This is a genomic window from Akkermansia sp. BCRC 18949, from assembly GCF_045011645.1.
Classification (GTDB): domain Bacteria; phylum Verrucomicrobiota; class Verrucomicrobiia; order Verrucomicrobiales; family Akkermansiaceae; genus Akkermansia; species Akkermansia massiliensis.
This window is the reverse complement of sequence record NZ_CP123619.1, coordinates 447,654-470,947: the sequence shown is the minus strand read 5'-3', so window position 1 is coordinate 470,947 and position 23,294 is coordinate 447,654. Positions and strand designations below refer to the sequence as shown.

The following is a 23,294-nucleotide window of genomic DNA, read 5'->3' as shown; positions in this document are numbered from 1 at the left end:
CCTCCGCACCTGATATTTCACGATTCCGTGTCCTGCCTGCCGGAATTCACGGCCATCAATCCCCTGGCTGCGTCAAACGGGTAAAAAACGGGCGGAAGCCTCCCCTTCCGGAGAAACTTCCGCCCGGAACACCCAAATTTGACTATCCCTTGAACATGCCGAGGGCCTTGGCCACTCCTTCCCCGTATTCGGGGTCGCACTGCATGCAGTGGTCGATGTGGCGCTGCTTGATAAAGTCCGGCGCGTCGCCCATGGCGCGGGCGGTATTGCCGTACAGGGCCTCCCTCTGCTCCGGATTCATCAGCCGGAACAGGGCGCGGGGCTGGGAATAATAATCGTCGTCATCCTCGCGGAAATCCCAGTGCCAGGCCGCGCCGTCCAGCTCCAGCGGCGGTTCCCGGAACTCCGGCTGTTCCTGCCACTCCCCGTAACTGTTCGGCTCATAGCCCAGCGTGCTTCCCGCATTGTCGTCCACACGCATCATGCCGTCCCGGTGGTAACTGTGGAACGGGCAGCGGGGGGCGTTCACCGGAATCTGGTTATGGTTCACCCCCAGCCTGTACCGCTGGGCGTCCCCGTAGGAGAACAGGCGCCCCTGGAGCATCTTGTCCGGGGAAAAGCCGATGCCGGGAACGACGTTGGCCGGGTTGAACGCCGCCTGCTCAATCTGGGCGAAATAGTTGTCCGGGTTCCGGTTGAGTTCCAGCACGCCCACCTCCATGAGGGGGTAATCCCCGTGCGGCCATACCTTGGTCAGGTCAAACGGATTGAAGGGGCATGCCTTGGCCTGCTCCTGGGTCATCACCTGGATGTACATCGTCCAGCGCGGGAAATCCTTCCGCTCAATGCTCTCATACAAATCCCGCTGGTGGCTCTCCCGGTCCTTCGCGATAATCGCTTCCGCCTCCGCGTCCGTCAGGTTCTTGATGCCCTGCTGGGTTTTCAGGTGGAACTTCACCCATACCCGCTCATTGTCCGCGTTCAGCATGCTGAACGCATGGCTGCCGAACCCGTGCATGTGGCGGTAGGAGGAAGGAATGCCGCGGTCGCTCATCACGACGGTGACCTGGTGGAAAGCCTCCGGCAGGGAAGTCCAGAAATCCCAGTTGTTCCGCGCGCTTCTCATGTTGGTGCGCGGGTCGCGCTTGATGGCGTGGTTCAGGTCCGGGAACTTGAGCGGATCCCTCAGGAAGAAAACCGGGGTATTATTGCCCACCAGGTCCCAGTTTCCCTCCTCCGTGTAAAACTTGATGGCAAAGCCGCGGATGTCGCGCTCCGCGTCCGCCGCTCCCCGTTCCCCGGCCACGGTGGAAAACCGCACCAGCAGGTCGGTCTTCTTGCCAATTCCGGAAAACATGGCAGCCTTCGTGTAACGGGTGATGTCCCCCGTCACGGTAAACGTGCCGAAGGCGCCGGAGCCCTTGGCATGCATGCGCCGTTCCGGGATCACTTCCCGGTCGAAATGGGCCAGCTTTTCCAGGAACCAGACGTCCTGGAGCAGCATGGGGCCGCGGGGGCCGGCCGTGAGCACGTTTTCGTTATCCGGAACGGGCGCTCCGACGGAGGTCGTTAAATTCTTTTGGTCACTCATGGCGTCTTTTAGTTAGAATTATTATAAACTAATTTTTTCAAGGGTGTCAACAAAGTTTCTTTCAAATCCCGGAAAGGCAAACAACTTGCTTGCGGCCTTCCTTCGCGGGACGGGAAAACGGCGCATGGCGTACCCCATGAAGCCAAGCCCTCCCGGCGGCTGCCTCCAGGCAACGGGGCCAAGGCCATTGCGCCATTTTCCGCTTGACCCTGAATGGAGAATCCGGGAGAGTGCCTTTCTCGATGAAGAATCGGGGCTTTCCTCATGAACCGTTTTCTTGCAACAATCTATTGCAACCTATCTCTTTCTCCGCAAACGAGAAAGAAGCGCCGCGTCCGCCTGGGTTTGAAGGAGGGAGGGGAAGGTTATGTAAACCCGGTGGGAAACCGCATTTTTCTCATTCTTCCTTCCGGCGAAAAACAGCTTGTCGAGCCGTACCAGATACCGGGGTCCGTCCGGCTGAACATTGAGGGAGAGCACAACACGCTCATCTTCCATGCTCCGCTCTCCTTAAACAATATCTCCATCCACATCTGGAAACATGTCCGCGGCGCGAAAATCGAATTCGGCTCCTCGTCGTCCGGGCACAGCCACTGGAACAATGTCAGCATTCTGGCAGCTGCATCCGGAAGCGCCCTGTCCATCGGCCATTCGACGAGCATCGAAGGATTAGCGGTCATGCTTGTGGGCGGCAAATGCCACATTGGCAACGATTGCATGCTGTCCTCCGGAATCACCATCTGGGCAAACGACTCCCATCGCCTGATGGATGCCGAGACGGGGGAACTGCTCAACGACCAGCCGCAGGGCGTCCTCATCGGCGACCACTGCTGGATCGGGCAGGGGGCAACCTTCACCAAAAATGCCATCATCCCGGCAAATACGGTTGTCGGCCTGCAATCGGTCGTCACCAAATCCTTCCGGGAGGAATTCACCGTTCTGGCGGGAAACCCGGCCAAGGTCATCAAAAACGGGGTCAAATGGAGCCGTGAAAGAGAAATGGGCTAAGGACGCCCAACACGTTCCTCCGCAGCTTCATGGCCTGAACCGCCTGCGCATGCCGGGCCATGTGCCGCAGGGGGCGCCGCGGCATGCGGACCGGAGATGCCCGGCGCTTCCATCTTCAATGCTTTTCCCCCGCTCCGCCCTGTTGCCGGAGACGCATTTTAGGCTTCCAATATGGGGCTGATCTGCTCATATTGCCCGGGCATGAATCTTGACCTTCTCCAAAAAGCCGCCAACCAGGCGCGGGGACTTGCCATGGATGCCGTTCACGACTGCGCATCCGGCCACTTGGGCCTGCCGCTGGGGTGCGCCGAAATCGGGGCCGTCCTGTTCGGCGATCTGCTCAACATCTGCCCCGCGCAGCCCCGCTGGCTCAACCGTGACCGCTTCATTCTCTCCGCCGGCCACGGCTCCATGTTCCTTTACGGCTGGCTGCACCTGTCGGGATTCAACATCGGCATTGAAGACCTCAAGGGCTTCCGCCACAAGGGCTCCATCACGCCCGGCCACCCGGAATTCCGGGATACGGAAGGCGTGGAATGCACCACGGGGCCGCTAGGACAGGGCATTGCGAACGCCGTAGGCTTCGCTCTCTCCGCCAGGCGCGCCGCTGCTCGGTTCAACAAGCCCGGCATGGACATCTTCACCCAGCACATCTTCTGCCTCACGGGGGACGGCTGCCTCCAGGAAGGCGTGGCCCGCGAATCCCTCGCCCTGGCCGCCGTCCTGAAGCTGGACAACCTCATTCTCATTTACGATTCCAACGACATCACGCTGGACGCCCCCGCGGAACGCACCCAGCTTGCCGACCCGCGCGCCGTGTATGAAGCCCTGGGCTGGGACGTGCGCCAGATCGACGGGCACGACCTCAAGGCCATCGCGGAAGCGGTGGAAGCCGCCAAAAACGCCAGGAACGGCAAGCCCCAGCTCATCATCGCCAAAACGATAATCGGCAAAGGCATCCCCGGCATTGAAGGCACCACGAAGGGCCACGGGGAAGGCGGAGCCAAGCTCCAGGAAGAAGCCCACGCCAACTGGGGCATTCCTGCCGGGGAACGCTATTACGTCTCCGAAGACGTCCGCAGCGCCTTCACGGACCTCAAGGCCAGACGGGAAGAAGCTTTCAACGCCTGGAACGCCACCTACGAACAATGGCGCCGGGCTTATCCGGAACTGGCCGCGGAACTGGACTCCGGCATCTGCGCCTGCGCCAGGGGCGTCAATCCCGCGGACTCGGACAAGGCCATCCCCGCCTTCCCGCAGGACTACAGCGACGCCACGCGTTCCGCCGGAGCCGTCGCCATCAACGCCATCGCCAAGGCGGACCCCTGGTTCCTGACCACCAGCGCGGACCTGTACAGCTCCAATAAAAACTACCTTTCCGGCGCGGGGGACTTCTCCGCGGAAACCCCGGAAGGGCGCAACTTCTGGTTCGGCATCCGTGAACATGCCATGGCCGCCATCTGCAACGGCATCGCCTATGACGGCCTGTTCCGCGTGAGCGCCGCCACGTTCTGCGTCTTTGTGGACTACATGCGCGCCGCCATCCGCGTGGCCGCCCTCAGCGGCCTGCCCGTCACCTACATCCTGACGCACGATTCCGTGGCCGTGGGCGAAGACGGCCCCACCCACCAGCCGGTGGAAACCGTCTCCGGCCTCCGCGTCATCCCGAACCTGGACGTCATCCGCCCGGCGGACCCAGAAGAAACCGCAGGAGCCTGGATGGCCGCCATGCAGCGCGCCGACGGCCCCACCGCCCTCATCCTGACCCGCCAGAAGGTAGCGACCCTGAACAATATTCCCGTGGAAACGCGCCGGGAAGGCGTGCTGAAAGGCGGCTACGTAGCCCGGAAGGAACAGGGAACCTTGAAGGCCATTATCCTTGCCAGCGGTTCCGAACTGGAACTGGCCCTGAAGGCGGCGGAAAAAACCGGAGAAGGAATCCGCGTGGTTTCCATGCCCAGCTTCTTCCGCTTTGACAAGCAATCTGCCGAATACCGGGAAAGCGTGCTTCCCCCCTCCTGCGCGAAGAGGGTTTCCGTGGAAGCCGGCGTCACGGACCTCTGGTGGAAATACCTGGGCTGCCAGGGCGAAGCCGTGGGCATCAACCGCTTCGGCTTCTCCGCACCCGGAGCGCAAGTTCTGGACGAGCTCGGCATGAACGTGGACAACGTCGTTGCCGCCGTCCAAAAGGTGCTCTCCAAATAATCTGCGGCGTTTAACCGCCATTCCTTTTCAGGGGCTGTCCCGCATCCGGCGGAACAGCCCTTTTTCATGACCCGCCAGAACATCCCCCGGAAAAGGGTTGATGAAACCCCACCCAACACCCCCTCTGTCCGCAAGCTCCGTCTTTCTCCGTATGAATATGAACTGGCCAACCCATTAAACCCGGCTATTTCCACATGCCGCGGGGATTGTGCCTCCGGCATCCCGGAAAGGAAGGCCGGCATCATTCATCCTCTGGATCCACTCACCAGGCGGTTCAGGATAAAAAATGGACAGCCTTCACCTTATTCCCGCGACACCTTCAGCCTCAGGAACCGCCGCGTCGGCGCGTTGCCGTCAATCACTATGGAATCAAGGTATTCGGCACGGTCTCCGGATGGCTCGACCGTCGCTTCCTCCCTCCAGGTAACCAGGTCTTCCGTGCTTTCCACGCTGAACGTCACGTCCGTGGCCGCCGTATTCACCGGCCATTCCAGCACCAGGCGGCATTCCCCGTTTTCCTCCCTGACCGCCAGCCTCGTGACGCTTCCGCAGGGCTTGTTCGGGTCCAGCCCCGCGGCATACTTCATCAGGTTGGTGATGCCGTCGCCCGCGGGACAGGCGTCCGGGACAGTCTGGTCCTCCGGCGTTCCGTCGGCAAAATGGTCCTTCTTCCATTGGTCATACGGGGAAGGCGTACGCGTCCAAGCGAGCACCAGGGCGCTTTTTCCCGCCGTATTCTCCTGTTTCAGGGAAAAAGAACCCTCACTCTTCCAGGCTTCCGCACTGGCGGCGTCATAGGAAACGGAGGGAAGAGCCGCCATGGAAAGAGTGGTCCCTTCCACCAGCTTCCAGCTCTGTTCCTGTTCCTTCCCGGCCATGACAGGGAGAGCCACGCGGATTTCCGCCGTGCTATCCAGAGACACTGGCCCCTCCGCGCTCCACTTGGCCTCCTGGCTAGGGTTCCGGGGGAGAGAGAAGGACAGGCATGCCCCTGCGGCCACGTCCAGCCGCGTCATTCCGCGCACGCCGGCGTTCGTGCCGAGCCGCACCGTTCCGCCTTCCACGCTCACCGGAAAATGGCACAAGGAAATGCCGCCTAAGCCCAGCGTTCCTTCCCCCGTCTTTCTCAAGCTGGAGGTGGAGGAATACCCGGCGAAGGAATAAAGAGGGTCTTCCATGCTGACCAGGCAATCCGGGTCCGCATGCATCACCAGGCGCACATGGCCCATGACCGTGATGGAATTGGGCACGCCGCCCGTGGAGGCTCCCGCGGAACGCCCCCGGAAATTGCCGCTGAAGGAAACGGGGCGGGTGGAATCCGTGGACCGGAGGTTGAGCACGGTGGGAGCCTCCGCGCTGCCGCCGGAAACGTAAACGGCGCCCCCCAGGTTTCCGGCGCTGTTTCCGGTAAAGGAACAGCCGCCTTCCACGTTCACGGTGCGCTCCTCCTCCCCGTCATTGGCATCCAGGCACAGGGCGCCCCCGTTGTGGGCCGCCGCGTTGCCGGAAAAGGAGGAACCCGCCGCTACCTGCACGTTCCCGCGGCTGTAGAGCGCGCCGCCGCTGCCGCCCTCCGCCCTGTTGCCGGTAAAGGAAACGGCGGCCTGCTGGACTACGGAACCTGCGTAAACCGCTCCGCCCTGGGAGAAGCCGCGCACCGTGTTATTTTCATAGGAGGCGGAGCCGGAAAAAGTGACCTGCCCGTAATCCAATATGCCGCCGCCGTTGCCCGTCTTGTCCGCATTGCTGGAGCCGCCGCCGGCATTGACCAGCACATCCGCCAGCAGAAGGGCCCCGGAGAGGAAGGCGGCGGACCCAAGGCCAATCCTGAGAAGACGCAGACGACCGGGAAGAACGGAAAAACAACGTGTTTTCTTCATGAGTCTTGTCCAGTTGGTGAAAAGTTTATTGCCGGATGGGAACGAAGGAGGAAGCATCATCCGGGTCCGTTTCACCGGGATCGATGACGCCGTTGCCGTTGGCGTCCTCCACAAGGTCGGGAACGCCGTCGCCGTCGGAATCCACGTCCGGGAAATCAGGCATGCGGATGTAGGCCGTCCCCACCGCCTGGCCGTTCCTGGTGAGGACGGGATATTGCGCATCCGCCTGACGGAGTTCCCGGATCAGGGAGCGCGCCATGCGCATCAGGCGTTCCTGCTGCGCCGGGTCCTGGGCCAGGTCATTGCTCTCTCCGATGTCGTCTTTCAGATTGAAAAGCTGCCACGGGAAGCGGCCCGCGGTCCTGTAGCCGTTGCCGGAATACAAATCCGTATGGGCGTACTGGTCCATATAATTGTAAATGACCTTCCAGTCTCCTTCCCGGCAGGTGGAATAGAAATTGGCGTAGGAATGGTGGTGCGGGAAATGCTGGAATATCTTCTGGGTGCGGTGGAAGGAAGAATCCCCCCGGAAATAGGGACTGATGTCCTCCCCGTCCACCTGATGGCCCACCGGAACCTTCAGCTTCAGCATATTCAGAATGGTGGGATAAATGTCCCAAATCGCCACGATGTCATGGTTCACGGAATTCTGCGGAATGGGATATTCCTGCTGGATGGGGCTGGAGGAATCGACCTCCGCCCAGCCCACGATCATCGGGATGCGCGTTCCCCCTTCGTAACGGCTGCCTTTGCGCCCTCTCAGAGGAGCTACGGCGCTGATTTTCTCAAGCCATGGAATATCTCCGCTATAGCTCTGCTGGATGGGAGCGTCTCCGCCGTTGTCGGACATGAAAATGACCAGCGTCCTGTTGGCCACGCCCAGTTCCTTGAGGTAATCCATCAGATCCCCCAGGGATTTGTCCATGCCGCCGATCAGGGTGCCGAAATTGCGGAGATTGCCGCCGATGGAAACTCCCGGTTCAAAGGACGTGCCCGAGGGATAAGTATCGTAGTCCCCGTTGGGGTCCGGCTGGTCGTGCCGCTGGTGGACGGCGTAATGGGTCATGTACGCGAAGAAAGGCGCATTCTCATCCACGGCGGCCTTGATCTGCTTCTTCATCTCCAGCGTCAGGGCATTTGTCAGGAAATTCCTCTTCCTGTCTTCCGCCGCAGTGGTTCCGTAATATTCCTCCAGGTCAGGAACATGGGTGTTCCCGGAGCCGAACTGATCCTCTCCCCGGTAGGAGGCGGGCTGTCCGGCGGAGCAGCCGGCTATGTTGACGTCAAATCCCAGGTTGGCTGGATTGGAATAAAGCTGGTTGGACGGGGCGAAGTGGGCCTTTCCCACCGTGATGGTCCGGTAGCCGGCATCCTTCAGCACGCGGGGGAGAGGAATTTCCTGCTGGCTCATCCCTGCCATGTTCCACTGGGGAGCACGGATGTGGGGAAGACCGCCGCTGTATTCATTCAGCGTGGGGGCATTCACGGCCGTCCAGTTGGTGACCCGGTGACGGGCGGAGGTCTTGCCCGTCATCAGGGACGTGCGGCCCGGAGAACACAAAGGGCACGAATAGGCATTCGTGAACTTCATCCCCTGCGCCGCCAGCCTTTCCATGGAGGGCGTTTTATAAAAGGCGTTCAGCTCCGTAACGACGGGCTGGCCGTCCTTGTAATAAAATGGCACGGACGTATCCTGCCAGCCCATGTCGTCCACCAGGAACACCAGGACGTTGGGCGTGTTCTCCGCCAGAACGGAAATAATCAGGGACTTGCTCTTCTCCGTGCCGTCCGCCGCGGTCAGCGTCAGCGTGTACTGCGTCGTCTCCGCGGGAGACACCTGAACACTGCCGGCTCCCGCCGTGCTGGTGATGGGAATCTCCGCGCCATTGGCGGTCAGGGCGAGGCTTTCCGCTTTCACCGTGCTCCATGTCAGAGTGGCTTTCTCATCACTGCCGGGAGCAACCCTCTTTTTGTCGGATTCAAAGAGAAGGATTTCCGGTTCCTGCTTCCTGACGGTCACCGTCACTTCTTCCTTGGAAACGGTTCCGTCCTCACAGGCGGCGCTGAGAATGTAGGTCGTGGTGGCGTCAGGCTTTACCGTGACGGAACCCGTGCCGTCTTCCGTAGTGGCCGGAATATCCCGGCCGTCCCTGGTGCTCAGCGTGACCGCTCCGCACTTCCAGGTTTTCCAGCTCAGGACGGCTCCGGAGGTTGAATCTTCCATGACCTCTGAAGGAGTCGCCGTAAAAGTCACGATGCCGGGAGAAGGAGCCGTCAGGCGGACCGCATTGATGGCGGAACGCGTTTGGGAGGCCCCGTTGCCCGTAATGGTAATCGTTCCTCCGGTGACCGGCACATACTTCAGCGTCAGCTTGTTGCCTCCTTCCTGAAACGCGCCGGAAAACGTGCCGCGGTCCTGGATGGTGCCGGTGAGGCCGTTAACCGTATAAAGCATGTCCCGGTCCGAGTCATTGCAATCCCCGTAAATTTCCACATGGCAGTATTCCGCCATGGAATCGGGAAGCCGGGAAATCACGACGTTTTCCGTTCCCCGGATACCGGCCCAGGAATCCATGAGCAAATAATCACGGTTCCTGCCCGACGCAAAAATGCCGTTGCTGGCGCAATAACCCGGATTGATGGCGCAGGAGGCTTCCGTGGACACTCCCGCCGCAGTTTTCAAGGAGGAAACGGTCGTAGCGGCATTCGCCGCAGGCTTGATGAAATTCCATGTTTTTCCTTCCTCCGCCAGGGTTCCGGGCTCCGCCTGCCGGAACGCCGCCTCCGTGGCCGCAGTTCCGTTCAGCACTCCTATCCCTATTTCTTCCGCATGCGCCAGGGAGCAGGCGGCCAGCACAGCCGGAACCCATCCGCACCAATTCAGCTTTCTCATGGTGATTTCCTCTTCCGTAAACAGGAAGGCGCCGACTGTTCCATTCGCGAACGGCCGGCGCCTGCATGAAGAACAAACGTTACGCGCGCCTGCGGCGCATCAGCAGAACGCCCAGGCCCAGCAGGCCGAGGCTGGCCGTGGCCGGTTCCGGAACGGAGGTCAGCGCCAGGGCATTGATGTTGCCGGTACCTCCCTGGGACTGGATATCAAGCCGGGTGCCATCCGCCGCCACGTCAAACGTGTAAGTAATCAGCATCCAGTCTCCGGTATGCGTGTTGCCCGTGACGGTGGCGCCGTTCAGCGTAGCGCCGGACCCGGTGGAGTAATCGTCCAGGCTGGCGGAAATGTTGGAGATTCCGGCGCCGTCAAGGCTGAAGGAAGAAGTGTTGCCCGCACCGTAGTTGTTTCCGCGTCCCACCAGCATGGTCAGCGTGTAGGTGCCGGCGGACAGGTTGTTCAGGGACATCGTGAAATTGCCGTTCGCGGAGCCTATCGGATTGATCGCGCCCCCCATCGGATTGCCGGTAGTCATATCCTGGCCGAAAACATCGTAAAACTTGTTGTCCTGGCCCAGGGCGGACCCTTTGGCAGCGGCATCGGTCATGGCGCCGGGACCTCCGCAGCAGAGTCCTCCCGTCGTCAGGGTGATTCCGGTGCTTCCTCCCCCCGTAGTGACCAAGGTTCCGGAAGTATAGGAATTACTCTGTCCCGTGGAAATCTTGTTCACTTTCTGTCCGGGTTCTCCCAGATACGTGCCGTCCACAACGGCGGTGCCATTGCCTGAATTGATCCCGAACGAGATCAGAACGGTGGAGGCTTCGGCCGCCACCGCCGTCGCAACCATAGTTGCCAGAATGAATAATGTTTTCTTCATGGTGTCAATGGGATATGTGATTGGAAATGATGAAACACCGCTTCCATTTCTTGACAAATAACGAATTTAGAATCCGTTATGAATGTTAGAAGAAAATCTGAAAAAATATACTGCGCATCTCATTGAAAATAAGCCGTTTTATTTTTTGTGCCTTGAAAAATGAATCTTTGCCGGAGAGATTGTCCAGCCCATTCAAACAATAGTCTGTTTGATTAAGGTATTCATACTAATGAAATAATAATCCGAACTCTGGTCTTTTTTGTTGACCACGGATTCTAAATCCGTGAAACAATGGAAAGTTTTTCCATGAACAACAAAAAGGCTCCCCTCCTTTCAGGATGGGGAGCCTTTTTAAAGGCCTTAGTCAAAAGGGAAAGCAACTCTCTTAAAAATTAAAAAGCGGCTTCAATCTTCGTAATGGTGAACACTTTCTTCTTGTCGCCGTCCATCGGCACGATCTTCACCTGGTCTCCCACGCTCCTGCCCGTCAGCTCCTTGCCAACCTGGGAAAGATAGGAGACAATGTGCTTTTCCGGATTCGTATCCCACGCGCCCAGAATGGTGTACACCACGGCATCCCCTCCGGTCAGGGGCTGGAGAGTCACCTTCATCCCCATGGCGGCCTTGGAGGTATCCGTCACGGCAAAGTCCGTGCCGCGGGCCAGCGCCAGCGCATGCTCCAGTTCGGAACGGCGGCGGTTGAGCACCTTTTCCACTTCCTTGGCATCCTGGTAGCCGCCGTTTTCACGGAGGTCTCCCTCCGCACGGGAAATCTTCTTGTTGTGCAGGTTTTCCGGAATCTTCACATTCACCAGCTCTTCCAGCTCCTTCTTGCGGGCTTCCAGGCTGTCCCAGGAAACGAAAATCGGTTCCGGCTTGTCGGAGGTATCCACCAGGGCGTCCAGCACGATGGCGTGCAGGTCAGGGAACACGCTGATCACGCGGGCCATCAGCGCACCGCGGTCCTGTTCGGAGAAGGCGGAGGTATTGTACAGCATCTTGGCGAACTGGCGCACTTCCGCCACGTCCTGCCCCTTGATCATTTCCTGGATGATGTTCTTGTCCTCCATAAACAGGTTTTTCAAGCGCAGCATGCGGTTGGGGCCGCCGTCCATGTGGTCCTGTTCAATCAGGGAAAGCATCGCAATGCCGACGGGAAGGCCGAAGAGGGGCTTGGAGGCGTCATGCCGCTGGCGGCATATCCAGATGAGGGATTCAGCCGGAAGAGTCTGGCGCAGCAGTTCATGCTTCAAATGCTTGACCAGGGCCTTGTCGTGCCCTTCCTCTATCAGGAACTTGGCAATCTCTCCCACGGCGCGGGCGCCGCTCGCGTCAAACAGCTCCAGCGCCTTCTGCGTCCACTCTTCTCCAAAGACGGCGGGCAGCGTAACGTACACGCGCTTCTGGCGCACGGCGGGCATGGAATTGAGCACTTCCGCGAAGCGTTCCACATCGCCGATATTGGCTTCCACGATGGAACGGAGGGGGTAGGCGGCCTGGGCCGCTTCCGTGTTCTTCACGGCGGCGATCAGGTCGTCCCGGAGCACGGCCAGCTCCAGCACCTGCTGAAGAGCCAGGCTTCCGCCGTTGCGCACGTCGGCGTCCACCGCCTGAACCAGGGCGTTGACGGCGTCCGGCTCCGTCATGACCGTTTCCATCTTGATGCCGTCCAGCACGCGCACCTTGGCTTTCAGGTCCGCGGCCTTGTTGTAATCCTCCAGGGCGGCCTGGGCGCGGGAAAGAATATTCGTGCGGAGCGTGATGCGCTCTCCCTTGCGGGTAGGCATCATGAACTGGACGTTGGAACGGAGCATGGCGCGCACCTTGTCCCACCAGTTCTTCCATTTGTCCGCGGCAATCACGGTGCCTTTCAGCGCGGCTTCCAGCTTTTCCGGGGTAAGGGAATTGCCGTAGCCCTGCAAGGTGACGCGCACCAGTTCCACCGGATCGTCCACGGACAGGTTGATCAGGGATTCGGTATCTTCATAACGCCTGGCCAGGAAATGGTCATCATGGAGGAACTCCAAAATTTTTGGAGCAAATTCCAAGGCAACTTCATGTTCCGGATTTTCCTCAAAATCAATAACCAGCTTTTTGGCGGCCAGGTTCCAGGAAATGACTTTGCCGGCGCCCCAGGTGGTATGGAAGCAGTAACGGCCAGGTGCGATGCGATCAAGTTTTTCAGCGAGAGAGGGGGTGATTTTCCCCAGAGACAATAATTTCTCCAAGTCGGCGTGCATACTAAAGCGCATGATACGCGCACCCCTACCGGTATCAAGACTAAATTCCCGTAGAGGCACACGGCCAGTGCATCAAGGGCTGCCTGAACCCCTTCCGCCTACCAGTCAAAACGGCTCCCATTGATTCCAAAGCACTCTTTGCGGGGGCACCCTCCCGCCGGCGGAGTCTTCCCCCGCAACACATCGTAATGCTTCATGATATACCCCGCACTGTCCTTCACGCTTTCGTCCTGGTATGCGCTGTACGCACACTCCAGCAGCTTCTCCACGGTTTCAAACCCCTCGTCCTGCGGCGTCAGTATCCTGGTTTTTCCGTCCGTCCCGCGGATGATCACCATGTCCAGGGAATCCGGGTCTGAATCCCCCGCCGCCTTCCCGGCGGCAATCTCCCCGGAAGCGGCATCGTCCAGGACCCGGATGATCAGCCGGGACAAACCCTTCCCCATATCCATCCACTCCCGTTTCACCCTGGGTGAATAATCCCGGCCCACGCCCCCGGCATCCATCCAGAATGGTTCGCCTTCATAAGGAATAAGGCACCTTTCAGGAGTTCCTTCAAAAAACCAATTGCAATACATCTGGGCAGGATTCAAATTCAGGGAAGAAGCCCGGACCATCAGCGTTCCGTCCAGATAAAAACCGAACTCCTAGTCAAAGGACCCCAGGTAAATGCAGGCATACGTAAAGGGGGGATTTTCCGGGAAAAGCATTTCCCAATAAACGCCGGCGTCACCCCAATAGACCTCTTCCCAAGCGCATGCGAAATATTGGGCCGGGTAAATGAGAGTCATTCCTTCTTCTACCTCCTCATCTGCCGCCGATGGAAAAGGAACCAGCGAAAAAGTCATCCAGAAGCAGAGCAGCAGTTTGAACATCAGTATTTTTTTAAACCAGTAGAATACCATGGGCAAGTTAATAAAGGCAATTCATCTCCGGCCCTTCCGCTGCGGAGCCCTAGCCCGGACGTTTCCGGAAAAGACACAGGGAAAATCCCTCCGGCCCCGGATTAAAACCACCAGGCCCGGCCTCCCCTGCTGCTCCACAGGCCGCTTTCACGGCGATATTCCCGCGCCCCTTCCTCCGGCGTTCTTCCCTGGAGCACGGCCCGCTTCTCAACAATTCCCTTCAAATAATCCTCATCGCAAGTAAACAGCAGGTCCATGGTATACAATAAATCCATCAGCTCCACCACGGTTCCCAAATCAGCATCAGCGGCAGACATGATCCTCTCCGTTCCGTCAGCCCCGCGCACGATGCAAAAGCCGGTATCGTCCACGTGATGAGCCGTTCTCCCTTTTCCGGACACCAGCTCCCCCCTGGCAATCCCGGTGAGCAGCCCTTCCATCATGCCGCCTATCTCCCTCCCGACGATGAGCCACTCCCTCTTCACCCTGGCTTCACAATCCCCCTCCGCATCCGGAATGCCCTCATAAGGGAATAGCACCCTTTCCGGTACCCGGTGAAAAAACCAGCTGTCATAAACCTCCCAGGGATGATGTGACTGGGATTCCGCACGCCCCATGAGGGGGCCATCCAGATAAAAACCGCAGATGCCGCGCCCGGGAAGCAAACAGCACACGGCGGGCTTCCCCTCCGTCCCCGCCGGGAACAAATCCTTCCAAAGGGGATTTGTTCCCAAAGGCTTCAGAAAACGCTCCCGGAACCCACGGACATATTTTTCTCCCGAATACGGGGAGGGCGCTTTTTCTTCCGGCTCCTCTTCCGCAGCTGCAAACTCCCCGCGCATGCTTTTTTCCCGTTCCCGGGCGGCCTCCTCCTGCTCCATTCGTTTCCAAACCCGTTTACTGAATCCCTCCACCCATTCACTGGACACCATGGGAGGCGGCTCGTCACCCGCTTCTGCGGCATACTTCCGGACGGCGGCGCACTGCTTCATCACCCATTGCTCCCCTGCCGGGGTCAAATCATCCATCATGGCCATGTCTGCCAATCCCCAGGCCAGAAACCTCATGGCCGGCCTCATCCTGCCTTCTCCCCGGCACAGGTCTTCCGCCATAGCGCCGGACTCCCCGCGGAAGTAGCAGTAATTCCCGTCGCACCCGGTCACGTACTGGCGGTACAGGTCCATGGGGAAAGTTCTGCGAGTGACCGCTTCATCCCACGTTTTGCGAAGTTCAGCCGCTACGGCAGGGTTTAATGCCGTCCGGCCTCTTTTAACAAATAAGCGACTGTAAAGAACAGGATTGACCACGGCCTCCACCCAGGCGGCAGAGAGCTCACGATATTCCCGAAATTGGAGGAAATTCAGAACCATATTTCTTTTACGCCCGGCAAAAGGGTCTTCTTCCGTTACGGTATCGGCAACACAGTCCCACCCCTCCAAAAGATTCCCTAAAACGGGAAAGTGCAAGCAGGTCAGCAGCACGGCAGCCTGTTTCATCCCGGGACTCCGGAAATCCGCCACCGGAAACTGGGACAGCATCTGCATGCTGCATGGCCCGATGGCTCTGGCCCAGCACAGTTCGTTCCCGTCCAGATAAAAGCCGAATTCACGGTCAAACGAAGGAAGGTACAGGCACGCATAGGCAAAGGGCGGATTGTCCGGAAAAAGGGTCGTCCAATAGCGGCTGTTCTGGGATTCCACGGCAAAATACTGAACCGGGCATCTTAGAGTACTCCAACTTTCAACATCGGAATGGCAGGTGTCCTCCGCCCGGGACGGAAATGTGAGAGCGAGAACCGTCCAGAAACATACAGCCAGTTTGAACATCAATCATCTTCCTAACATCCGCGGAAACAGGTGGCAAGTTGATTATGCTTTTTTCATTCAGGAGAATAATGGCCGCCGGTTTGTGCCGGATTTCAGAAATTCTCCTCTGCGGCTCTCCGGAAAAGACCCGAGTCCAGAGACCGGAAAACCGGGTTTGTCCGGTTGGATGGCCCTTGTCAATTCCGTTCCCCATTGGAGAACCGCAATCTCCCTGAAGGCCCTCACCACGCGACGGAGGGGATGCGCAAACCGGAGACACCGCCTCCCTTCCGGGTTCTGTTCCATTCCTTTTCCGGAACGCTCCATTTTTGGCGCGCGGAGGCGCCCCCTCCTTCGTCCAGTTGTGGCTTGACCCTGCGGGGAGGGTGGCGTAACATCCCCGCACGCATTCAACCCCTGCGCAACACGTATCATGGAACCTATTTACGAAGGGAAGGCCAAACGCCTTTATACGACTGACAATCCCAACGTCCTCCGCATGGAATACAAGGACGACGCCACCGCCGGAAACGGAGCCAAGAAGGCCCAGTTTGAAAACAAGGGCAGGATGAACAAGGCCATCACCCTGGTCATTTACCGCATGCTGGAAAGCAAGGGCGTGAAGACCCACCTGGTCGCGGACGTGGACGACATCAACATCGACGTGAAAAAGGTTTCCATCCTTCCCCTGGAAGTGATCGTGCGCAACATCGCCGCCGGCTCCTTCAGCCGCCGCATGGGCGTCAAGGAAGGCACCCCCTTCAAGAAGCCCATCGTGGAGTTCTCCTACAAGGACGACGACCTGGGCGACCCCTTCATCAATGACGATTACGCCCGTGAACTGAACGCCGCCACGGAAGAGGAATGCGCCTTCCTGAAAGACCAGGCCCGCATCGTAAACGACGTGCTGATCGACTTCTTCAAGCAGGTCGGACTGACGCTGGTGGACTTCAAAATCGAGTTCGGGCGCCTGGCGGAAGATCCCTCCCGGATTGTGCTGGCGGACGAGATTTCCCCGGACACCTGCCGCCTGTGGGACATCAAGACCGGCGAGAAGATGGACAAGGACCGCTTCCGCCAGGACCTGGGCAACGTGATGGAAGCTTACGAGGAAGTCCTCTCCCGGCTCCAGAACAAGGCCTGAGTCCCTTTCCCCTCCCATGGGAGCCGGTTTTCCCGCCGGCCCCCATTTTTCATTTTACCACCACTCTTGAGCGATATGACCCTCCACTTTGAAGTTATCAGCCGGTTCCAGGCCGCCGCCAACGCGGACGCCCTGCTCTACACTCCCCTGAATGCCGGCCTCACCTTCCGCCGCAGCCGCGTTTACACCGTAGAAATCAGCGGGGACGAACAAAAAGCCCGCGAATATCTCCTGAGTGTGCTGGTGGACCCCATTTCCCAGGAATGCACGGAACAGGCCGCCCCCATCCTGAAAGACTCCCTGTTCACGATTGACTACGGCATGAAGGCCGGCGCCCTGGACCTGGAAAAGGAAGCCATCCTGCAAAACTACCGCGGCCGCCAGAACATGGGCTTTACCCTGGACGGCCTGAAAATCACCCAGCGCGTGTACGTCTTCGGCCAGGGGGACAAGGAAGCCCTGGCGGCGCGCTTTGCCAAGGACGTCTGCAACCCCGCCATTCACAACTGGACCATCGCCTAACCCCTCTCCTTCCCCATCCACATGTCCGCCAAAACCTACCGCACCGTTCCCGTGAGGGACCTGAGCAGCGACGAACTGCTTGAACTCAGCAAAAAGCAGAAGCTTTCCCTGTCCCGCGAGGACATGGAAGTCGTCCAGCAGATTTTCCGCGAAATCGACCGCGACCCCACTGACGTGGAGCTGGAAGTGATCGCCCAGACCTGGTCGGAACACTGCAAGCACCGCATCTTCTCCGCCTCCATCAGCCACAGCGTCAACGGAGGCGCGCCGGAAACCGTGGACAGCCTCTTCAAGACCTACATCAAGAAGCCTTCCGAAAAGATCATGGAACGCAAGCCGGGCTTCGTGCTCAGCGCGTTTGACGACAACGCCGGCTTCATCGCCCTGGACGACAAGCTGGCCGTCTGCCTGAAGGCGGAAACGCACAACCACCCCTCCGCCATTGAACCCTATGCCGGGGCCAACACCGGGCTGGGCGGCGTCATCCGCGACATTCTGGGCGCAGGCAAGGGCGCCAAGCCCATCGCCTCCCTGGACGTCTTCTGCTTCGGCGCTCCGGACACGAATCCGGCGGACATCACCGCTCCGGACGTCATCCACCCCCTGGGCATCATGCGCGGCGTGGTGCGCGGCGTGCGCGACTACGGCAACCGCATGGGCATTCCCACCGTGAACGGCGCCATCCAGTTTGACCCCACGTACATTTACAACCCCCTCGTCTTCTGCGGAACCGCCGGCGTGATTCCCCGCGGGGACATCCTGAAGGAAATGCGCCCCGGCCTCAAGGTGATCGTCATCGGCGGACGCACGGGACGCGACGGCCTCAAGGGGGCCACTTTCTCCTCCGCCGCGCTGGACGAAGCCTCCCACGAAGAGGACTTCACCGCCGTGCAGATCGGCAACCCGATTGAGGAAAAGAAAACGCTGGACTTCATTCTGGAAGCGCGCGAACGCGGCCTCATCGTCTTCATCACGGACTGCGGCGCGGGCGGCTTCTCTTCCGCCGCCGGGGAAATGCTCTCCGTCACGGGCGGGGAAATCTTCCTGGACAACGCACCCCTTAAGGAACCGGGCCTCATCTCCTGGGAAATCTTCCTGTCGGAATCCCAGGAACGCATGGTCCTGGCCGTGGAGGAAAAAGACCTGCCGGAGCTCCAGAAGCTGGCGGACACCTTCCAGACGGAGCTGACCGTCCTGGGCCATTCCGACGATACGGGCATCCTGAAAGTCTGGCACAAGGGGGAACTCGTCTGCTGCCTGGACAACTCCAAGCTGCATGACGCCCCCATCAAGAAGCTGGAATCCGTCTTCACCCCCGGCAAGGGCCTCACGGGCCTGCCCCTCCCGGACAAGGACCTGAACAAATCCCTGGAAACCGTCATGGGAGACTTCGCCATCGTCTCCCGCGAACCCATCATCCGGGAATACGACCATGAAGTGCAGGGCAACACCATCCTGAAGCCCCTGGCAGGCGCACAGGCGGACGCCCCGCAGGACGGCTCCGTGGTGGACATCGACGGCTCGGACAAGTGCATGGCCATGGCCTGCGCCATTCTTCCGGAATGGGGCAAGACGGACCCCTACGCCATGGGCACCGGCACCGTGGACGAATGCGTGCGCCAGCTCATCCTGGTAGGCTCCAACCCGGACAAGATCGGCCTGCTGGACAACTTCTGCATGGGCAACCCGGAAGACCCGGCGGAACTCGGCCGCCTGGTGGAATGCGTGAAGGCCATCGCCAGAGCGGCGGACGCGTACAACGCCCCCTTCATCTCCGGCAAGGACTCCTTCTACAACTACTTTGAAACGGAAGACGGCCCCATCAACGTGCCCGTCACCTTCCTCTGCTCCGGCTTCGGCGTGGTGGAAAGTCCGGACCATGTTATCGGCTCCTCCCTGCGGCGGAACGACAGCCTGCTGTACCTCATCGGCCACACGGAAGACGAGATGGGAGGCTCCGTTTTCGCCCGCACCCACGGCGTGGAAGACGGCAAGGTCCCCCAAACGGACTGTGCGGCAAACATGGAGCTGTACAAGGCCTATTACAACGCCCTGACTTCCGGCCTGGTGCTCTCCGCCCACGACGTCTCCGAAGGCGGCCTGGCCGTCACGGCGGCGGAAATGGCCTTCTCCGGCAAGGGCGGCGTACGGCTGGACCTCACGAAGGCGCCGACCGTCAACGGATGGAAATCCCCGGCAGTCCCCCTGTTCAGTGAAAGCACGGGCCGCATCCTGGTGGAAGTGGACCCGGAATTCGCCGCGGACTTTGAAGCGGCCATGGCCGGCTTCCCCTGCGCCTGCATCGGTAGCGTCACGAAGGAAAAGCGCCTCACCGCCACCTGCTGCGGCGGGGAAAAGGTGCTGGACTGCGACGTAGCCAAACTCAAGAAGCTCTGGAAAGACGGGCTCACCCCCTATTATTGATTTCCAAAAACCGGGACCTAACCATACCAACGATTCATTTCTACCAATATGCCTCACGCACTTTTACTGAAATACCCCGGCACCAACTGTGACGCGGAAACGGAACGCGCCCTGCGCGCGGCCGGCTTCTCCACCCAGATCCAGCCCATCGCCACGGCCACGCCGGAACACGTCGCCAAATCCCAGCTCGTCGTCCTCGGCGGCGGCTTCAGCTACGGGGACTACGTCACCAGCGGCCGCCTGGCCCAGCTGGAAACGGAACGCTTCCTGGGAGACGCCCTGCACCGGCACCATGCCGGAGGCGGCCTGCTCCTGGGCATCTGCAACGGCTTCCAGATACTCACCAAGCTGGGGATTCTGCCGGATTCCAGCCTGATTGACAACAAGAAGGAACGTTTTGAATGCGTCTGGGCCAAGCTGGTGAAGGTAGCTAAAAACTCACCCTTCCTCCAGGGCCTTCCGGATGAATTCGAGCTGCCCTCCGCCCACGCGGAAGGCCGCCTGGTCACCCGCCCCGGAGACGCGGAAAAATACCTGGCTGCCGGAAATGTGGCTCTCCAGTACGTGGACAACCGCGACGGCTGTGAATGCAGCATCGCGGGCCTCCAGGATTCCACCGGCCGCGCCATGGGCCTGATGCCCCACCCGGAACGCTTCCTGCTGCCCCGCCACCACTATGACAAGGACTGGGCCGGCAATGAAGACTGGGGCTGGGGATACTTCCTCTTCAAATCCGCCTTTGACGCCCTGAAATAACGGCACCATCCCACTCAACCGCCCAACCTCCGCACCTCCCCATGACAGACACGGCACTCATCGGTTCCTCCTGCGCCCTCGGCGCCTTCTGGTCCTCAAAACGGTACTTCGACTACCTGATTGATGAAACCAATCTGTCCCTGCTGCGCGGCAAGGAATTCGGGCAGGCCGTGATCATCTGCCCCTCCCTCCGGGAAGGGCGCAGGGCCATCCGGCAGAACATGGCCCCTTTTCTGGCGCAGGTTAAAACCCTGATCGACCTCCTGCATGAGGTGAAGGCGGAACGGGTAACCTACGTTACCTGCATTGACACCCAGCCGGAAACGGGCAATGAACATTCCCCCCTGCTCCGCGAACCGGAAGATGAATGGCTTGCCGCGCTGGTGGAAATGAAAGCCTTCATCAACCTCCGGTTCGGACGCGTGCTGAACGTCTACCTTCCGGAAGTCACCGGAACGGGAGCGGACATGAGCGTGGCGGATCTGCTGGCCGCCGCCCCGGAAGGAACGGAAGAACTGGAAGCGGCCCTGCTGGAACGCCACCAGCTCTATCCCATGAACCGCCTGGTCAGGGATGTGGAAAAGGCATGGGAATGCGGAATCTTCTCCGTCAACCTGGTGCCGGAGCCCGTCACCACCTTTGAACTGGTGGAGCAGTGCTTCCCCTCCCTGAGCAACCGTCTTCCCGTCGCGAAGGAAACGGACCCGTACGGGAGCGCCAGAACATCCGTTTACTCCACGCAGTACCATGATCCGGACACCGGCTATATCATGGACAAGCAGGACGTCCTGGAAGGGCTTTCTCCGGTCAGGCAGGCCTAGCCCCCGCTGAAAACCATTTCCCGGCTCCGCCCGCATCCCGTGCAGGCGGGGCTTTTTCATCCCCCTCCCGGAACGTCTCCCCGCCAGCAGCCATGCTTTCCTGTTGAGCGGATACGGGAACGGTGCTATACAAAAGCCATGAAGATCAGCGACGACAGTCTTGGATTTTTAACGGAACTTCTGGAAACTCCCAGCCCCTCCGGCTTTGAAATAGACGCCCAGCGAATCTGGGCGGACGAGCTGCGCAAGTACACGGAAGACGTCCAGTGCGACACCTACGGCAACACCTGGGCCACCTTCCACGCGGAAGCGGAAAACGCTCCCACGCTCATGATTGAAGCCCATGCGGATGAAATCGGCTTCATGATCCGCCATATCACCAAGGACGGCTTCCTTTACGTGGAGCGCGTGGGCGGCACGGATACGGCCATCGCCCGCGGACGCCGCGTGCGCTTCCTGGGCTCCCAGGGGGAAGTGACGGGCGTAACCGGAAACACGGCCATCCACCTGCGGGAACCCGGGGAAAAGGAACCTAAAATCTGGGAAATCTACGTTGACGTAGGTGCATCCTCCGACAAGGAGGTGGCGGAACTCGGGTTGCGCGTGGGCCATGTGGGCGTCTATTGCGACGGCCCCATGCTGATGAATGAAAGCAAGCTGGTATGCCGCGCCCTGGACAACCGCCTGAGCGGTTTCGTCTTGTCGGAAATAGCAAGGAAACTGTGCAAGCTGAAAAAGCCCCTCGCCTGGAACGTGATGCTCGTCAACGCCGTCCAGGAGGAAGTGGGCTGCATCGGCGCGGGAATGATCACCCACCGCCTGCGTCCGGACGCGGCCATCTGCATTGACGTGACGCATGCCACGGACTCCCCCGGACTGGACAAGGGCAAATTCGGAGACATCAAGCTGGGCGGCGGTCCCGCGGTCATCCACGGCACGGCCAACCACCCCAACCTGGTGGCGCGCCTGGAAATCGTGGCTGACAAGAACAAAATCCCGCTCCAGCACGAAGCCGCCGGACGCCGCACCGGAACGGACACGGACAGCATTTACGTTTCCCGCAACGGCGTGGCCTCCGCTCTGGTATCCCTGCCCCTGCGCTACATGCATTCCCCGGTGGAAACGGCCGCCCTTACGGACGTGGAAAACACGATCAAGCTCCTGCTGGAACTGATCAAATCCCTGAAGCCGGAAGATACCTTCGGCCACAAGCTGTAAGACAGTACGGCGGCAAAGGCGCCCGGGAAAGGTGCGCCTTCTTTTGGCGGCAGCCAGGGCATGTGCACAGGGTTCGCGCCGGAGAACAAGCGGAGGGTGATGCGCCGGCCTGCGGGTTCCTCCTTCCTGCGGGCTTCAGGCTTCTCCATCCCTCCGGACGATACCCTGCCTCCCTGCCCCTGCAAGGAAATTTTCCACGACGAACACCGGTCTCAAGAAACGGTGAAAACCCGATTGGACGGAAGGCGGCGTTCATTGGTAAAATGAGGCTATGAAGGCCGGGAAACCGGACAAACCGGCAGGTCGGAAAGCGCAGCTTGAAGCCCGCAGGGTGAGTAAATCTGAAAAATGAACGGATCAAACCTTCATTCCGGGAAAGGGAGCCTGTTCTCCAAGCATATATGAATGCGGCGGCGTGCACGCGAAACTGCCTCCAGGGAGCAAGGGTCTTCCGGTCCCTGGAAATCCTTCTCCCCGGAATGTATTCCCAGAGAAACGTTCCAGGCCTGAAAACGGCCGCACGCCCTTTCCCATCGGTCACATTTCGCTGAAATCCAGCCGGGTCACATTGAAATACGTCTTCCCCTTCCGGCAGGAATTCCACAGGATGACCAGCATCAGCAGGAACAGGCCCAGCCTCCACGCCACTTCAAAGGGATAGCTGGTCACTTCCCTTTCCACGCCGATGCAATTGCAGGAAAGGGAAAGCCCCCTGACCCATCCCTGGACGAACAGAGCCACAAACGTGAACGTCAGCGCACTGCCCAGCAGCGCGGCGCCGGCGCAGGTCCGGCGGAAGAGGAGTCCCAGACCCACCACGATCTCGCACGCCACGCCCAGGCAGGCCAGGGGATGTCCCCAGGCCTCCGGGAAAATGGCGAACCGGTCAATAGTCGCCTGGAGCTGGTCCAGGTGGAACAGCTTGCGCCCCGCCACAAAGAGAAAAAAGCCCCCCATCCCCAGCCGGAGCAGGAGCAGGCAGAAACGGATGATCTTTTCTCTCAGCAT

At 59.8% G+C, this 23,294-nt stretch carries 17 protein-coding genes; 8 read left to right on the top strand and 9 right to left on the bottom strand.

The window, feature by feature from the left end:
* Positions 1-142 precede the first annotated feature (142 nt).
* Complete coding sequence (locus tag P8A25_RS01920) at positions 143-1,591, bottom strand: catalase (protein WP_022397569.1); 1,449 nt, start codon at positions 1,589-1,591, stop codon at positions 143-145.
* 264 nt (positions 1,592-1,855) lie between these two features.
* Between P8A25_RS01920 and P8A25_RS01915 the strand changes: the two genes are divergently transcribed.
* Together P8A25_RS01915 and tkt are read left to right on the top strand one after the other, a co-directional pair.
* Positions 1,856-2,599, top strand: a complete 744-nt coding sequence (locus P8A25_RS01915; RefSeq protein ID WP_215443539.1) for an acyltransferase — start codon at positions 1,856-1,858, stop codon at positions 2,597-2,599.
* A 201-nt stretch (positions 2,600-2,800) separates the two neighbouring features.
* The gene (gene tkt, locus P8A25_RS01910; protein ID WP_240454352.1) at positions 2,801-4,804 is read left to right on the top strand and encodes a transketolase; all 2,004 of its coding nucleotides are present in this window, start codon (positions 2,801-2,803) and stop codon (positions 4,802-4,804) included.
* Between the two features lie 302 nt (positions 4,805-5,106).
* On the opposite strand, the gene P8A25_RS01905 is transcribed toward tkt, so the two are convergent.
* From P8A25_RS01905 to P8A25_RS01875, 7 genes are all read right to left on the bottom strand, one after another.
* On the bottom strand, positions 5,107-6,684 hold the full coding sequence (locus tag P8A25_RS01905; RefSeq protein WP_180971098.1) for a hypothetical protein: 1,578 nt from the start codon (positions 6,682-6,684) through the stop codon (positions 5,107-5,109).
* A 25-nt stretch (positions 6,685-6,709) separates the two neighbouring features.
* On the bottom strand, positions 6,710-9,577 hold the full coding sequence (locus tag P8A25_RS01900; RefSeq protein WP_215443537.1) for a sulfatase-like hydrolase/transferase: 2,868 nt from the start codon (positions 9,575-9,577) through the stop codon (positions 6,710-6,712).
* Positions 9,578-9,656: 79 nt separating this feature from the next.
* A complete protein-coding gene (locus P8A25_RS01895) occupies positions 9,657-10,451 on the bottom strand; it encodes a PEP-CTERM sorting domain-containing protein (RefSeq protein WP_215443535.1) in 795 nt (264 codons plus the stop codon).
* Between the two features lie 392 nt (positions 10,452-10,843).
* Positions 10,844-12,679 carry a GreA/GreB family elongation factor gene (locus tag P8A25_RS01890; RefSeq protein WP_180971099.1) on the bottom strand — a complete coding sequence of 612 codons (1,836 nt, stop codon included), beginning with the start codon at positions 12,677-12,679 and terminating at the stop codon, positions 10,844-10,846.
* Between the two features lie 110 nt (positions 12,680-12,789).
* Complete coding sequence (locus P8A25_RS01885; RefSeq protein ID WP_215443533.1) at positions 12,790-13,137, bottom strand: hypothetical protein; 348 nt, start codon at positions 13,135-13,137, stop codon at positions 12,790-12,792.
* A gap of 201 nt (positions 13,138-13,338) precedes the next feature.
* A complete protein-coding gene (locus P8A25_RS01880) occupies positions 13,339-13,566 on the bottom strand; it encodes a hypothetical protein (protein WP_215458435.1) in 228 nt (75 codons plus the stop codon).
* 131 nt (positions 13,567-13,697) lie between these two features.
* The gene (locus P8A25_RS01875) at positions 13,698-15,296 is read right to left on the bottom strand and encodes a hypothetical protein (RefSeq protein ID WP_215443531.1); all 1,599 of its coding nucleotides are present in this window, start codon (positions 15,294-15,296) and stop codon (positions 13,698-13,700) included.
* Between the two features lie 538 nt (positions 15,297-15,834).
* On the opposite strand from P8A25_RS01875, the gene purC reads away from it, so the two are divergent.
* The 6 genes from purC (at position 15,835) to P8A25_RS01845 (ending at position 22,286) form a co-directional block, all read left to right on the top strand.
* Positions 15,835-16,545: a phosphoribosylaminoimidazolesuccinocarboxamide synthase gene (purC, locus tag P8A25_RS01870; RefSeq protein WP_102731633.1), complete on the top strand. Its 711-nt coding sequence runs from the start codon at positions 15,835-15,837 to the stop codon at positions 16,543-16,545.
* A 75-nt stretch (positions 16,546-16,620) separates the two neighbouring features.
* A complete protein-coding gene (locus P8A25_RS01865) occupies positions 16,621-17,067 on the top strand; it encodes a hypothetical protein (RefSeq protein WP_022397580.1) in 447 nt (148 codons plus the stop codon).
* 21 nt (positions 17,068-17,088) lie between these two features.
* Complete coding sequence (gene purL / locus P8A25_RS01860; RefSeq protein ID WP_215443530.1) at positions 17,089-19,491, top strand: phosphoribosylformylglycinamidine synthase subunit PurL; 2,403 nt, start codon at positions 17,089-17,091, stop codon at positions 19,489-19,491.
* A gap of 48 nt (positions 19,492-19,539) precedes the next feature.
* Entirely contained in the window at positions 19,540-20,247 is a 708-nt protein-coding gene (locus tag P8A25_RS01855; protein ID WP_022397582.1) for a phosphoribosylformylglycinamidine synthase subunit PurQ, read from the top strand.
* A gap of 41 nt (positions 20,248-20,288) precedes the next feature.
* Complete coding sequence (locus tag P8A25_RS01850) at positions 20,289-21,068, top strand: hypothetical protein (RefSeq protein WP_102729043.1); 780 nt, start codon at positions 20,289-20,291, stop codon at positions 21,066-21,068.
* A gap of 138 nt (positions 21,069-21,206) precedes the next feature.
* On the top strand, positions 21,207-22,286 hold the full coding sequence (locus P8A25_RS01845) for a M42 family metallopeptidase (RefSeq protein WP_404838743.1): 1,080 nt from the start codon (positions 21,207-21,209) through the stop codon (positions 22,284-22,286).
* 537 nt (positions 22,287-22,823) lie between these two features.
* Here the strand turns inward: P8A25_RS01845 and P8A25_RS01840 are convergent.
* Positions 22,824-23,294, bottom strand: a complete 471-nt coding sequence (locus P8A25_RS01840; protein WP_102727542.1) for a MauE/DoxX family redox-associated membrane protein — start codon at positions 23,292-23,294, stop codon at positions 22,824-22,826.